Below are 15,238 nucleotides of genomic sequence, written 5' to 3'. Positions count from 1 at the left end.
ATGAGCAACGCATCATCGGCAGGACAACTCTCATCCGGCATTGGGACCCTTGCAATCATCGCCGCAGCGGTCGTCGCCTTTGGCGTCATCCCGTTCGCCGGCTCGGACTATCTGTTAGACGCGGTGCTGACGCCGTTTCTCGCGCTGGCGCTTGCCGCCGTCGGGCTCAATGTGCTCACCGGCTATGCCGGGCAGGTGTCGCTGGGCTCCGCAGCGTTCCTCGCGGTCGGCGCCTATGCGACCTACAATCTCCACCTCCGGCTGCCGCAGCTGCCGTTGCTTGTCGATCTGGTGCTCGCCGGCCTGATCGCGGCCGCGATCGGCATCGTGTTCGGGCTGCCGAGCCTGCGGCTGCGCGGCTTCTACCTCGCGGTCTCGACGCTCGCCGCGCAGTTCTTCGTGCAATGGGCGCTCACCAAGTTCGGCTGGTTCTCCAACGACAATCCGTCCGGCGTGATCGATGCGCCGGTGCTCAGCGTGGCTGGCTTCACCTTCACCAGCCCGGCGGGGCGCTACCTGTTCTCGTTGAGCGTCGTGGTGGTCGCGACCTTCCTGACGCTGCGGCTATTGCGCTCGCAGAGCGGCCGCAACTTCATCGCGGTGCGTGACCATGAGATCGCGGCCAAGGTGATCGGGGTGCCGCTGTTGCGCACCAAGCTGCTCGCTTTCGGCGTCTCCTCGTTCCTGATCGGCATTGCCGGCGTGCTGTGGGCCTTCGCTTACTTGCGCACGGTCGAGCCGGCCGGCTTCAATCTCGATCGCTCGTTCCAGATCCTGTTCATCATCATCATCGGCGGGCTGGCTTCGCTGCGGGGCGCGTTTCTCGGCGCCGCCTTCATCGTGGTGTTTCCGCTGCTTCTGTCACGCGCCGGCGCGGCCTTGCTCGGCGGCATGTTCGATTCCGGCGTGCTGGAGATGAGCCAGCGCATCGTCGTCGGCGCGCTCATCATCGCGTTTCTGATCGCCGAACCGCGCGGCCTCATCGCGCTGTGGGACCGGCTTTGGCGAGCGGTCACGCGGCCGGCCGCCATCCGCAACACCTGACATTTCGCACCACTGGAGAGACCAAAGATGATTAAGTCCCGATATCTAAAATTTGCCTTTGCCGCAGCGGTCGCCTCCGTGCTGGCCACATCGCCGGCGGCGCACGCCGACGAACAGTTCTTTCCGCTGCAAAGCTACCGGGTCGGTCCCTATGCAGCCGGCGGCACCGGCTTCTTCGGCGGCTTCATCGACTATCTCAATCTGATCAACATCCGGGACGGCGGTGTCAACGGCGTCAAGCTGACCTGGGACGAGGGCGAGACCCAGTACGAGGTCGAGCGCGGCGTCGAGGTCTATGAACGGCTGAAGGGCCGGCCCGGCGTTGCCGCCTGGAATCCGCTGTCGGTCGGCATCGCCTACGCCATGATCGACCGCATCACCAAGGATAAGGTGCCGCTCATCACCATTAACCACGGCCGCACCGATTCGACCGACGGCCGCGTGTTCCCCTACGTGTTTCCGCTACTGCTCAATCCCTACAGCGAGACCTCTGGAATCGTGAACTACATCGCGAGCCGCGAGGGCGGGGTGGAGAAGCTGAAGGACAAGAAGATCGTCGTGCTCTATCACGGCTCGCCCTACGGCAAGGAAACCATCCCGATCTACAAGTTGCTGGCCGACAAGTACCAGTTCAGCCTCGAGCAGATCGAGGTGCCGCATCCCGGCAATGAGCAGCAGTCGCAATGGCTTTCGATCCGCCGGGCGAAGCCCGATTACGTGGTGCTGCGCGGCTGGGGCGTGATGAATCCGGTGGCGCTGAAGACCGCGCAGAAGGTCGGCTTCCCCGCCGACCACATCATCGGCAACGTCTGGTCCAATTCCGAGGAAGACGTGATCCCGGCCGGCGATGCCGCCAAGGGCTATATCGCGATCACGACGCAGGCTTCCGGCGAGCAGTATCCGGTGCTGCAGGAGGTGATCAAGACGGTCTATGGCGCCGGCAAGGGCAATCTCGACGACAAGAAGCGGATCGGCAGCGTCTACCACAACCTCGGCATCGTGAACGGCATCCTCAACGTCGAGGCCATCCGGATCGCGCAGGCGAAGTTCGGCAAGCGCACCTTGACCGGCGACGAGGTGCGCTGGGGCTTCGAGCATCTGCAGCTCGATCCGACGCGGGTCGAGGCGCTCGGCGCCAAGGATCTGTTCCACTCGATCAACGTCACCTGGGACAATCACGAGGGCGACGGCCGCGTCACCTTCCAGCAGTGGGACGGCGGCAAATGGAAGGTGGTCTCCGGCTGGATCGCGCCGGACTGGGCCTTCCTGCGCCCGATCATCGAGAAGTCGGCCGCCGCCTATGCCAAGGAGCACGGCATCAAGGTGCGGACCTCCGGCGACGAGGCCGTCAGCAACTGACGCCGCGACCGGCGCGGGAGCTATCCGGCTCCCGCGTCCCTCAAGACTATGGATCAACAGATGAGTGAACCGCTGCTCTCGGTCGAAAGCCTGGCCGCGACTTACAACCACGCGATCGCGGCAGTCAGCGACGTGTCGCTTGCCGTACGGCGCGGCGAGATCGTGGCGGTGCTCGGCGCCAACGGCGCCGGCAAGTCGACCACGCTGCAGGCGGTCTCGGCGCTGCTCCCGGCGCGTCGCGGGCAGATCACCGCCGGGCGGATCGTCTTTGACGGCCGAGATCTCGCGGGCACCTCGGCGGCGACGCTGGTGCGCGAGGGACTCGTGCCGGTGCTCGAGGGGCGGCATTGCTTTGCGTCGCTGACGGTGGAGGAGAACCTCATTACCGGCGCGATGGGGCGCGATGCGCGCCGTGCGGAGATCGTTGCAGACCTCGACCGCGTCTATCAGCTGTTTCCGCGCCTGAAGCAGCATCGCCGCTCGCTCGCCGGACTGACCTCCGGCGGCGAGCAGCAGATGACGGCGATTGGCCGGGCCCTGATGTCGCGTCCGCGGCTGCTGGTACTCGACGAACCGTCGATGGGTCTCGCGCCGCTGGTCGTCGAGGCAATCTTTCGCGCGCTCAAGCAGCTCAACAGCGAGCAGGGGCTGTCGATCCTGGTCGCCGAACAGAACTCGACCGTGGCGCTGCGCTTTGCCGACCATGCGGTCGTGCTCGAGAACGGGCGCAGCGTGCTGGCCGGCCGCGCGGCCGAACTGCGGCAGCGCACCGACATCAAGACCCACTATCTCGGCGGATCGTCGCAGGGCGATCCGCGCCAGAGGCAGCCGCGTGAGGCTGTCGCATAATTGCAACCCGGAGAGACTGACCATGGCCAACGACAATCTCGCACGCAGGATCGACGACGACGTTTATGCCAGGCTCGATGCCGCCATCGACGCGACGGTGAAGGTGAATGCCGACCGCAACGACCGCGAGAGCCGCTTTCCGCGCGAGACCCTTCGCGCACTGGCGGAGGCCGGCTGGACCGGCGTGCTGAACGAGCCGCAGTTCGGCGGGCTCGGCCTCGGCCATCTGGACTTCGCGGAAGCCGCCTACCGGATCGGGCAGGCGGATGCCTCCACCGGGCTCATCTACGTCATGCATGTCGGCGCGGCCCAGACCATCAATTTGTTCGGCAACACCGATCAGAAGGAGCGCTGGCTGAAGGCGAATAACGGCGGCCTGCTTGGTACCTATTCGACCAGCGAGCGTGCCACCGGCGGGCACTGGTGGTACAATCTGTCCGAAGCTTCGCGCGACGGTGACGACTACCGCGTCAACGCCGAGAAGTCGTTCACCACGAGCTCCGGCCAGGCCGATTACTACGTGGTGCAGACGCGTACGCCCGGCGCCAAGGATCAGGCCGATATCATCTTCTTCATCGTCGACGGCAAGGCCGAGGGCATCGAGTCCCGGCCCTGGGATGCGCTCGGCGTGCGGGCCAACCATTCCGGGGCGATCCGCTACAGCAATGTGCATGTGCCGCAACGCGACCGGCTCGGCGCCGAAGGGCAGGGCAAGGAGATCATCTATGACGGCGTCTCGCCGGTCTATCTGATCGGGCTCGGCGCGGTCTGGGAAGGCGTCGCACGCGGCGCGTTGAACGCGGCGATCGCGCACACCACGAGTTTCGTGCACAAGGACAGGAACAAGAGCCTGTCGGACTATCAGGCCATCCGCCAGGAGCTCGGCGCGGCCAAGGTGCTGGTCGAGACGCTGCGGCCGTGGCGCAACGAGCTCGCGGGCAAGCTCGACGCGCTCTGGCGCGCCGGCAAGCCGCAAAGCGAAATCCTGATCCCGCTGACCGAGTTCAAGGTGCACGCCGCCGAGGTCGCCAACAAGGTCGCCGCGACCGCGCTGACGGTGACGGGCGGCTACGGTTATCATCGCGGCCCGATCGAGCGCGCCTATCGCGACGCCCGTGCAGCGATCGCGATGGGGCCGTCCAATGTCATCGCGCGCGACTGGATCGGGAAGGCAGTGGTCGGTCTGCCGCTGGAGCTCTTCTACGAGGGGGGAGAGTAAGTCGAATAGGGGGACATCGCCAACCTTGGCGCACATGAGATGTGTCTCTTGTGGAATAGCTCCATTGCCGGTGGCGATGCTAGAGCGACCGGGACGTGTGCTGTCGGGAGGTCGACGGTCTCGATCAGACCAGCGGCGTCCATGTCTACAGCAAGACTGCCGCCGTCTTCTGAGGGCGCCTTAAACGGAGCCTTATCTGTCGAATGGCGGCTAGGGCGCGTCCGAGATCAAGAGCGATTCTGTTGGCGATAATTGGATCCGCCATTTTGCTTCGATATTGAGGTCGATAATGATATTCATCATCGCCTGCCTTCCCGAACTCGCTATTGAGGGCCTCCCGAGAGAGGGGCAGATAATGTAATGGCGCCATCGGGACATCCAGGATTCGAACAAAGGACCGGCGGGCGCCGGCGCTAGCGCTACGACTGTACGGTCCCGAGTCGGTCTGGCAGGAGGTCGGCCAGCGGCTCCTCGACGATGCCTGCGCTCGGCTGACTGGCCGTCAGGAAGATGAGGTCGATCCGGATGAGCCTGATCCGGATGATTTCTCGGCCGGTCCGAAGTGGCCGTGATCGCGCAACGTTCGTGCTCAAGATTTTAATGGTTCGGCCCTGCAAGACGCGGGCGGCGCGAAAAATCAGCCGAGAGCGTGCAGTCGGGCGTTGCAGCGGCGACGCCAGAGACGTCGGCGGGTCCGCAGGATATCCGAAATGCGCCTGCTGCGGCGAGACAGGAGATCCGTCTCCAAATCTACCGCGATCGAGGCCAATCGGTACGTTCCCCCAACCATCCGCGTGACTTCCTCGTCCCCGATCGGACGATCGTACCGATCGGCGATCCGAGCGTTACCGACGAACGTGCCGGTCTCGACGTCGATACAGGTGACGGTGCCCGGGCCCGCCGGATCTTCCGGTCCCGAGACGATTACGTGGCAGTCCCGATAAGGCAGTTTCCGCCTGCAGATGCTTGAGTGGGCCGAGGACACGTCGCACTTCCATTTTTGGCGCCGGTCAGGCACGTCGCCTGCGGCAAAGTTTCTTCGTGCGCGGGAGAAGCTCTCGCGTGTGCTTCGAGGATTGGCCGGCGGCGGTGAACGAGTGCCGCGAACGATCGCTACAATTTGAAACGTTCCGGCGAAGGGCGGGGCCGGTTCATTTAATGGGAAAGAATCCGTTGCCTTCGAGACCTCGGCTCTGGCGATTTCCCAAGGATTCGTTGAGGAAGACACTCGAACGCGCATTCCGTCAGGATCGCGGGCGGCGTTCCAGCTTAAGCTTCTGGAGGCAGAACGAGTCGCCAGCGGCATGGACACGGCGCCGATTTGAGAACTAGGGATGAAGGGCTTATGGCGTTGGTGAGGCAGGTGATGCCTCCCCGGGGCTGAAGAGTGGGATCGTAGAGGTGGTCGAGAAGCATCAAGACCTTGCGCTATGTTCAACCGGAAGGTTCTTAGGATCTATCGGAACTGGCCGATCGTCATCTATGATGCCAGGTTGCATTTCGTTTTGGTCTAGTTGAGCTGGAGGAAATGACCGCCGCAGATCCCTTGCGGTTTGGCCTCCCGCATCGTCGGCGACATCCGGCAGGTTTGCAGGATCAGGGCGGACTACGAGGGCCGCTTCCTCGAAAAGCGAGGTTTCCTGATACGGACCGCAAGAGGGAACGGCTTGGCGTTCGCCAACAGCGCCGCTGCCGCAGAATTGGACGCGCGTCCCGCGGCCAGACGCGCGATCGACGAACGGGCCCGTCAGGCGCAATCTCGAGTTCAAGCGAACGAGGATTACAAGTCTGTTGAGTAGAAATCTGACTCTCAGAAAGTACGTCGGCGCGTCCCGTTGTCAGACCGCGAGCGTTAGTTACCAGTGACCGAAGCGCAAAATGGTACGGTGAAGCAGATATCGCGCTTCTGGTGATCGAAAACGAGGCTTTCGATCTCATTCGACGACAGGATTCTCTCGGATCGGCCTACCAGCCCGATCGCGACGTAGTGCGGCTGAGACCTGACTGAATTTGAACGCCGATCGGGGCCGAGGCCAAAGTGCCAGATACCCGATGATCAACTGATCATCGGCACTATGAGCGTGCTGTTCGACGGCATCACCATGTTGGTAATGATCATCGACATACCGGTCATCGGCATCGTCGAGTGTCGGCGGTGACCAGCAGCAGCAAGAGCAGAAGAGTTGGCTCATCCCCCGCCTGATACCGGCGCCAGCCGCCTGCTGGCCATGCGAAATTCGGCGCCCATTCTTCGAATTGCACCTGCGGCGGGATCTTTGCCGCGGCAATCTTGGACTTTGCTGAATTTGGTAGTCGCAGCAGCAGCAAATCAGTTGTTCTTATAGTCCGAAATCGAGTCGCTCTTACCTGTCTCATGACAATGCTTCTTCGAAACAACCGTTTTTGAGGATCGATGAGATAATTTCGGCGGGGTCGGCGAGAGCAATTGATTTTGTAGTCAAGGGGAAGGACGCGATGAAAGAAACGGTTGATGATCGCCTATTGGCAGCAATTGATCGGTTAGCGAAATCTTCCAGCGAGGTAGCCAAAGCTTTGTCGACAATGCTGAGCAAGCAGGACATTGCAAATGAACACCTGCGCAAACTTGTAACCGCTGCGGAGATGTACGGGCTACCCAGAACAAATCATAGCTTGTTTCGTACTTTGTCTGTGATTGCACAAGAACGAGCCATTGAGATAATCCGTACAGAAATGCCTGATGCTGTCTTTTTTGCCGATCATGATGAGTTCAGGTTTGATGCCTTGTCAAAAGCGGATGCGGGTGTTGCTCTCGAGTTCGGCGTCTATACCGGTTACACCATCAGCACCATGGCCGAGCGATTTCCGGAGCGGAAGTTTTATGGCTTCGATAGCTTTAATGGTCTGCCGGAGCGCTGGAATGGATACCTTCCAGTGGACTTCGATCGTGGAGGCAAGGCGCCTGACGTTCCGCAGAACGTAGAGCTTATTGTTGGTCTGTTTGATGAGACGATTCCGGTGTTTGCTCAGCGCAAGCTGCCCGTTGCGTTCATCCACGTCGATTGCGACATATATTCAAGCACAAGAAGTATCTTTACGGGGCTCAAGTCTCAGATTCGTCCAGGATGCGTTATCGCGTTTGACGAATACTTCAACTACGTGGGGTTCGAGAAGCATGAAAGACTAGCTTTCGACGAATTCATCCGTGAGACCAACTATGGTGTTAATTGGATATCGTATTCGGGGCAACAGGCCGCTTGTGTACTGACGACGGGTGCGTAGTGCCTACAGTCGGGCCGCAGAAATGCGTGGTCGGTGCGGCAAGTCGCTACATTAGCCTTCAATCTTGTATGGATTGAATTTGGCAATCGACAATTTCACTTATTGATATTGCTGGTCGCCGTAAGGCTGGTGCAGGGAGCGGCAGCGGCATGCTTTTACACTCGTCTATGGCCATGTATCGTCTGTGGGAAAGCCCTCAAGTAGCGGCGTGTCGGAACGCTGTGCTTACCAAATTACTGGCTATTCCGTGGAGACGTTCATTTTGTTCTCGGCGCGAGCGGACATATCGCCGGCGTGATCAATCCTGCATCTATGAACAGGAGAAGCTATTGGCTGTCGGCCAATCGAAGCGATGAGCCGGAGACCTGGCTCGCCCATGCGGAGGAGAAGCCGGGGAGCTGATGGAACGACTAGATGGGGCGGCGTAAGTCCTGGACGGAGCAGCGTTTGCTGCACGCTCCCAACTTGGGAGTAACCTCTACCCTCCGGGCGAGCCGACGCCTGGCAGATACGTGAAGGCCAAAGCCAGCTAATCATATCGATGGTGGCTCAAGCACTAATGCGGAACCGGCCGATGGGCCAAGAAGGGAATGATCGCGATCGGCATGATCACGATCGCCCGCACGGTGGGCAACATGATCGGCGCCGATCATGCCAAATGTCGGGATAACATGCCAGTGCCACCGAGCAGTAGCATCTGCATGTCGAGCGGGCTGAGAGGGGACCGCAGCGGACTAGGGAGCCTCATCGACATGTCGACGAAGCCGCTATCACGGCTTCGGTGGGCGCACGCTAGAAGTCCGCTGCTTGCCGTCAAGTTTGGCCGCTTTAGCCAAAGGCATTCGGCGAGGCGGCGGCGGGCCATTGATCCGGGGCGTTCGCTGGTTTGGAGCAGCACAGAAACGGCCGGTGCGATCATGCGATGCCGATCCTGTGGCGCGCAGGAGCCACATCGGGATGATGTGTTCGCGCGAACGGCAGACTTGCCAACCGCCGGGCCGCAGGAGACGCAGTTCGACCAGCCCGGATCGCCGGCTGTGGTGCCACGTCGACCAGCAGGTTTCATGAGGCAGATTTCCTGAAGGCACCACCCTCGGTTTTCTCAAGCTCAAAAATCGGGGAAAAAAACGGGCGGAAATTCGGCCGTCGTCTCAGTGACGAGTCCTTCGTAAAATGAAATCGAGTCGCTCTAAAAGAGCAAATCGAGCCGTTCTAAAACTGTCCTCACATATTATTAACGAAATTGGTGGGCCCGGCAGGACTCGAACCTGCAACCAAACCGTTATGAGCGGTTGGCTCTAACCATTGAGCTACAGGCCCCGCTACTAAAAGGCGGCGGCGCGGCATGCTGGCATCGTTACAGGTTGTCTGCCGCTCCCGCAAGGTTCAGTCACACTTCCGCGCCCGCGCTTCGGACTTCTCCGCATACGTTCCTTTCCCGTTTTGTAACTCGAAGCGTGAATTCGGTCCGAAGGCCTGCTTTGGCGCAGTTATCATATGTCCTTATGAAGGGCGCGACGTGCGTAGAATCAGCAGGCGGCGCCGGCGCGGAGACAAAAGATAGGGTTTTCCAGCCTAGTGAGCTCTTCACTGGTGTTGAGGCGGGCGATGAGGCTTCAGCGTTCCGTTTTGACAAAACCTTGGTATAGGTTTGACAGCCCATCCTATATTACCCACTCACCTTTGTAGAGTTGAGCATCCATCAGATCGTTTCTACTTTCGACATCGAAGCCAGATCATTCGAACGAGCGATCGAAGCGAAGCCTTGAGCTGGCTTGATTCCTTGCTGGAAGTCGTTGCGTTCCATCAAGGTCTGAGGACGAAACTACATCGAAACAGGTGAGCCCAATTCCACGTCTCGAGGCGGCCCGCAGGCTGTTTAGGCTGACATGGATGTTTAACTTGGGAAGTGCTCCCGCAATTCGAGGTCGCGGTCAGTGATGGGAAGGGTAGGGCCGATGTTCATCCAAGCAACCACGATGTAAGAAGCGCAGGACTCCCTGCTTGGGAGCGTGTGCCTTTGGATCAGGCGTTTCCAGTTCCCAAATTTTACGCGCATTAGCCGCGGGCAGCGCGACCTGCTCGCGAATTTGCGTTACCTTGAATGCGAGTCGAGATGGCATTTACCGAACTTTTCATCAAACGCCCGGTGTTGTCTGTCGTCCTCAGTCTCCTGATCCTGCTGATCGGACTTCGTGCGGCCACCGTTCTGCCGATCCGGCAGTATCCCAAGCTGTCCAATACGGTCGTCAATATCACGACCTCCTATCCTGGCGCCTCCGCCGACATGATCCAGGGGTTCATCACCGCTCCACTGGAGCAGGCCGTCGCTTCCGCCGAGGGCGTCGACTACATCACTTCCTCATCGGTACTCGGTACGTCGACGATCCAAGTCTACATAAAGCTGAATTTCGATCCCCACGAGGCGCTCACCGAAGTGCTTTCTAAGGTCAACTCAATCAAATATTTAATCCCGAAGGAATCAAGCGATCCAGTCGTCACTAAGGCAACGGGTCAGGCCACCGCTGTCATGTATATCGCTTTCTCCAGCGAGGAACTGACGACCAGCGCGATTTCCGACTATCTCTCGCGCGTCGTGCAACCGGTTATGTCAACCGTTGACGGCGTCGCCGCGGCAGACATTCTGGGCGGCCAAAGTTTTGCGATGCGGCTATGGCTCGATACGGCGAAAATGGCAGGGCGCGGCGTCTCGCCGGCTGATGTTTCGGCTGCAATCGCGGCCAACAACTTCCAGGCGGCGGCCGGCCAGATCAAGGGATATTTCACTATCTCCGACGTCACGGCAAATACCGACCTACGGAGTGTAGATGACTTCAAGCGAATGATAGTTAAAGCCAATGATGGTGGCTTTGTGCGCATTGAAGACATTGCGACAGTCGAGCTTGCCGCACAGACGTCAGACGTCAGTGCCGTCATGAACGGCGAGCACGCGGTCGTCATCGGCGTGCAGGCGGGTCCACAAGGCAATCCGCTGAACATAGTACGAGGTGTTCGCGCGCTGTTTCCAGAAATGGAGCGTAACCTGCCGCCATCGCTCAAGATGAAAGTGGCCTACGATTCAACGAAATTCATCCAATCGTCGATCGATGAAGTCGAGAAGACCCTCATCGAGGCCATCGTGATCGTGGTGGTGGTGATCTTCCTGTTCCTGGCCTCGCTGCGATCGGTCATCATTCCCGTCGTCACCATTCCGCTGTCGCTCGTTGGCGTCTGCAGCTTGATGCTGGCGCTGGGGTTCTCATTCAACCTCCTGACCCTCCTTGCGATGGTGCTCGCGATAGGTCTTGTGGTCGACGACGCGATCGTCGTGGTGGAGAACGTCCATCGTCATCTAGAGGAAGGGGCGCCGCCCCTGGAGGCCGCCACGAGGGGAGCGCGCGAGATCGTGGTCCCCGTTGTCTCCATGACGATTACGTTGGCGGCCGTATACGCCCCCATCGGCTTTCTCGGTGGCCTCACCGGTGCGCTGTTCCGCGAGTTCGCGTTCACGCTGGCCGGGGCGGTGATCGTGTCTGGCGTGATCGCTTTGACGCTGTCGCCGATGATGTGCTCGGTCTTTCTAAAGAGCGCCGAGGAGGGGCGGTTTGCAAGATTCGCGAACCGCGTGTTCGCTGCCATGACACGCTGGTACGGCCGCAAGCTTGATCGCTCGCTCGACTATCGCCCAATTACCTGGCTGTTTGCGCTGACCATGCTGGGCCTTGTCGGCTTTTTCTATGCGCATACCTCTAAGGAACTTGCACCCGAGGAGGATCAAGGTATCGTATTCGCACTAACGAAGGCGCCGAAATATGCCAATATCGACTATCTCGACTATTACGGTGCCAAGCTCGAAAAGGCATTCCGAAAGTTTTCCGAGACCGATTTGAGCTTCGTGCTCAACGGTAGTGGCGGCTCGCAATCAGGCATGGCCGGAATGTTGCTGAAGCCATGGGACGAGCGCAAGCGATCATCGATCGTGCTTAGGTCCCTTGTTCAAGCTGAGCTGTCGAAAATCGAAGGCATCAACGCATTTGCTTTTAGCTTACCGGCGCTTCCGGGCGGATCGGACGGCCTGCCCGTTCAGATGGTGATCAATTCGACGCTTGGCTTCCAATCCGTCTATGAGCAGATGTCGAAACTGAAGGACGCCGCGCGCAAGAGCGGTCTGTTCATGGTTAGCGACTCTGACCTCGAATTCAACCAGCCCGTGGTGCGGATCAAGGTCGATCGGTCCAAGGCCAACGATCTTGGCATCACCATGCAGAATATCGGCGACGCGCTCGCCACCCTACTTGGCGGAAACTACATCAATCGCTTCAATCTGCAGGGCCGCTCCTACCAGGTGATCCCGCAGGTGCCGCGCGAGAAACGCATGGCCCCGGAAGCGATTGGGAACTATTATGTAAAGACTGCGACGGGCTCGATGCTTCCGCTATCTACCGTCGTCTCGGTCGAGACTGCGACTGATCCGAACGCGCTCACCCACTACAACCAACTCAACTGCGCGACCTTTCAGGCCGTGCCGATGCCTGGGGTCACGATCGGTCAAGCCGTGGATTTCCTGGAAGCAGAGGCAAAGAAGCTGCCGGCGGGTTTCAGCCACGACTTCCTTGCCGACGCGCGGCAATATGTGCACGAGGGCGACCAACTTGCCATCACCTTCGCATTTGCACTGATCGTCATATTCTTGGTGCTTGCGGCGCAGTTCGAAAGTCTGCGCGATCCCCTCATTATTATGATCAGTGTACCCATGGCAATTGTCGGCGCCTTGATACCACTATTCTTTGGTTGGGCGACGATGAACATCTACACTCAGGTCGGGCTGCTGACGCTGGTCGGTTTAATTTCCAAGCACGGGATCCTGATGGTTGAGTTCGCCAACGAGCTGCAGCTCAAGGAGAGACTTGACCGTCGCTCGGCGATAGAGATGGCGGCTCGCGTCCGACTTCGTCCAATCTTGATGACGACGGCGGCGATGGTCACAGGCGTGGTACCTTTGCTGGCGGCAACCGGAGCTGGCGCCGCGAGCCGCTTCTCGATTGGGCTGGTGCTCGTCGCGGGCATGTCTATCGGCACGCTGTTCACGCTCTTCGTCCTGCCGGCAGTCTATGTCGCGATCGCCTCCGATCACCGTGCCGATGCGAGTGCCGATCATGCGAAGAAGGGCCCCAAGTTCGACCTCACCAGCGCTGCCGAGGCCCAGCCGGCCGGGCAATGACGCCAGGATCAGGCCGGATCGACCGATTGCTGCTCTACGGTAGGGACGTTTCTTGCCAAACGTGGTAATGCGCCCCCCGAGATTCGTGGCGGGACCAAAGGACGGTCTCTCGCGGCGGCGCTCCTCTCGACCCATCGTTCGCCCGCGGCAAAGGACTGCCTCATAGAGGGGAAAGAAGATCATCTCAAGGTGTCGGCGTCGTGAACGGCGGACCCTCAGGAGGGGCGTAACGCTCCGTTGCATCGAGATCTTCGCGCCATTGCTGCCGAGGTTGCTGCGCATCGGGCGCTCGAAGAACACGTCAACAATCCGCTGTTCCTTCGCCACGATGAATTGCCGCACGTTCACCGCAGCCGAACGTTGGCCCGCCGCGCCGCGCGCGGAGAGAATTAATGCGTTCTCGAGCAGAAGACAGCTTTTCCATCAGCCAAATTGCTCTTGAAAGAGGATTTACCTTCTTTCGTCTGGCCGCGTTGAATTGCTAGCTGAAAGAGATGAACTCCGGTCTGATCCGCCTTAGGGTGGCTACCGCAAGTGCAATTCTGTGGGATTGGAAAACTGGTTGTCCGCACTTATACGGATGCTGACGCTGTTGCGATTTCGATACGAAGACCATGGGTTGAACAAACCGAGGCGCGTGGCTGAATGATTTAGTTAGGTAGCGGGGAGTACATCGCTGCTTTTTGTTGCACAACAGCAGCCCATAACAGGGAGCAAATGTAGAAGCTCTGCACGTGACCACGGCCATCGCCATTATCAAGGCGGTCGGAGCTCGTAAGCGAGTGGTCAGAATCTTTCGCAATCTTGAAGACCAATGTTTGCGTCTGATTCCCTGGCGGGATTGGACGCCCTCTGGCGTGAGAAAGTTAAGGAAATGTCTGGGTTTGATGCTTCTATCTGGTTCCTGGCCGCAACGACGTGTTTTGCGGCTTTCGTAAACGGAGCCATCGGCTACGGTTTTTCGTCGCTCACTGTGCCGCTCGCGCTGGTTTTCTACACCAATCGCATTCTCAATCCCGCCATTGTCATCGTCGAAGTCTTCGTCAACGTTTACGTGCTCCTCATCAATCTGAAGGGCGTACCGGCGGTTTGGAGACGCGTGTTTCCCATCTTGGTTGGACTCTTACCAGGCATTGCGCTTGGCGGCTATGCATTGGCTTCACTGCAGCCGGGCTGGATCAAATTCGCCACCTACACGATCATTCTACCTTTGATCCTGCTGCAAGCCGCCGGTTGGCGCCGCCCTATCGAAGCGAGCTGGCTGATCGGTCTGCCATTCGGATCGATGCTGGGCATCCTCTATTCGGTGACGACTATCTCCGGCCCGCCATTGGCGATGCTGTTTAACAATCAGGGCCTGGTTAAAAACGAATTTCGCGCCGGCCTTGCCCTGGTGCGCGTGGCGGAATCGAGCGTGACCGCTTTCGTCTATTACAAGCTCGGTCTGTTCATTTCCGAAAGCGGCAGTCTTCTCCATGTCTTAATACCCAGCGTTGTGCTCGGCATCCCGCTGGGATCCTATGTCATTCGCCGACTTGATCCGGAGATATTTCGACGCATCTGCATGAGCTTCGATGCTTGGATCGTGGGCTTCGGTTTGTCACGGGTTCTGATCGAGCTCAATCTAGTGCAGAGCGCATGGGCTTATAGCGTGATGGCTGCGACGATATTGATCGATGTTTGGTTGCTATACTCGTTCCTTACCACGCGCCGTTCGAGCTGGTCAGAACGGCGATCTCGGCAAGCTGCGGGTGTATAAGCGCTTGAACGATGCCAGCGGGCGCCTTGATGTCGAAGACACCCGTCCTGGACCTGGCCAAGCGATCGCAGAGCTAATTGAATTGATGTGCTCGCGGGGCCGCGCTGCCCCTTTCGGTGTCGACGAGAACGACATGGACATCCAGCTGATTGCTCCAAAGACAACCCAGCGCACGAGCCAGATATCCAATATCAGAGGAAAGCCCAGAACATTTGGAGGCTGATGTTCTCGCCGTTCGACTCGAAATGGTGGTGATCTTCGTCAGTGCACACTAACCTTGAAAGACCGCCTCCGCGACAGTGCCGAATAAAGCTAGGTGTTGATCTGGAAGCGCGCTCTGATGATGCGCGTTGTATTGATCTTGCAACGCAGTGTCATTGCTTATGATGAGAGCTTCCGGATTGGCTGAAAAGTGATGTCATAAAAACTGACAGCCGTCTTCGAGGTGAGTCAGTGCATGGAAGGGCGCTGGGCTTTGTATGTTTTCCGACAAGGATCCTTGAGCTTTGCGCTCCGTCGGGTACCA

7 protein-coding genes and 1 tRNA gene are annotated in these 15,238 nt (G+C 59.2%); 7 read left to right on the top strand and 1 reads right to left on the bottom strand.

What is annotated here, in order from left to right:
• The 5 genes from ACZBJS_RS03885 to ACZBJS_RS03865 all read left to right on the top strand — a co-directional run bounded on the left by ACZBJS_RS03885 (position 1) and on the right by ACZBJS_RS03865 (position 7,732).
• Positions 1 to 1,044, top strand: coding sequence for a branched-chain amino acid ABC transporter permease (locus ACZBJS_RS03885; RefSeq protein WP_463438417.1), 1,044 nt, complete (start codon positions 1 to 3; stop codon positions 1,042 to 1,044).
• A gap of 27 nt (positions 1,045 to 1,071) precedes the next feature.
• A complete protein-coding gene (locus tag ACZBJS_RS03880) occupies positions 1,072 to 2,403 on the top strand; it encodes an ABC transporter substrate-binding protein (RefSeq protein WP_229160719.1) in 1,332 nt (443 codons plus the stop codon).
• Positions 2,404 to 2,463: 60 nt separating this feature from the next.
• A complete protein-coding gene (locus tag ACZBJS_RS03875) occupies positions 2,464 to 3,252 on the top strand; it encodes an ABC transporter ATP-binding protein (RefSeq protein WP_463438416.1) in 789 nt (262 codons plus the stop codon).
• Between the two features lie 22 nt (positions 3,253 to 3,274).
• Positions 3,275 to 4,471: an acyl-CoA dehydrogenase family protein gene (locus ACZBJS_RS03870; protein ID WP_463438415.1), complete on the top strand. Its 1,197-nt coding sequence runs from the start codon at positions 3,275 to 3,277 to the stop codon at positions 4,469 to 4,471.
• A 2,475-nt stretch (positions 4,472 to 6,946) separates the two neighbouring features.
• Positions 6,947 to 7,732: a class I SAM-dependent methyltransferase gene (locus tag ACZBJS_RS03865; RefSeq protein ID WP_463438414.1), complete on the top strand. Its 786-nt coding sequence runs from the start codon at positions 6,947 to 6,949 to the stop codon at positions 7,730 to 7,732.
• Positions 7,733 to 8,976: 1,244 nt separating this feature from the next.
• Here ACZBJS_RS03865 and ACZBJS_RS03860 read toward each other — a convergent pair.
• Positions 8,977 to 9,052, bottom strand: a tRNA-Ile gene (locus tag ACZBJS_RS03860).
• A gap of 796 nt (positions 9,053 to 9,848) precedes the next feature.
• Between ACZBJS_RS03860 and ACZBJS_RS03855 the strand changes: the two genes are divergently transcribed.
• Complete coding sequence (locus ACZBJS_RS03855) at positions 9,849 to 12,953, top strand: efflux RND transporter permease subunit (RefSeq protein WP_463438413.1); 3,105 nt, start codon at positions 9,849 to 9,851, stop codon at positions 12,951 to 12,953.
• An 814-nt stretch (positions 12,954 to 13,767) separates the two neighbouring features.
• The gene (locus ACZBJS_RS03850) at positions 13,768 to 14,712 is read left to right on the top strand and encodes a sulfite exporter TauE/SafE family protein (RefSeq protein ID WP_463438412.1); all 945 of its coding nucleotides are present in this window, start codon (positions 13,768 to 13,770) and stop codon (positions 14,710 to 14,712) included.
• Positions 14,713 to 15,238 lie beyond the last annotated feature (526 nt).

Source organism: Bradyrhizobium sp. KZN70725 (assembly GCF_055264925.1).
Note: the sequence above shows the minus strand (reverse complement) of the source record. Positions and strands in the feature narration are given on the sequence as shown.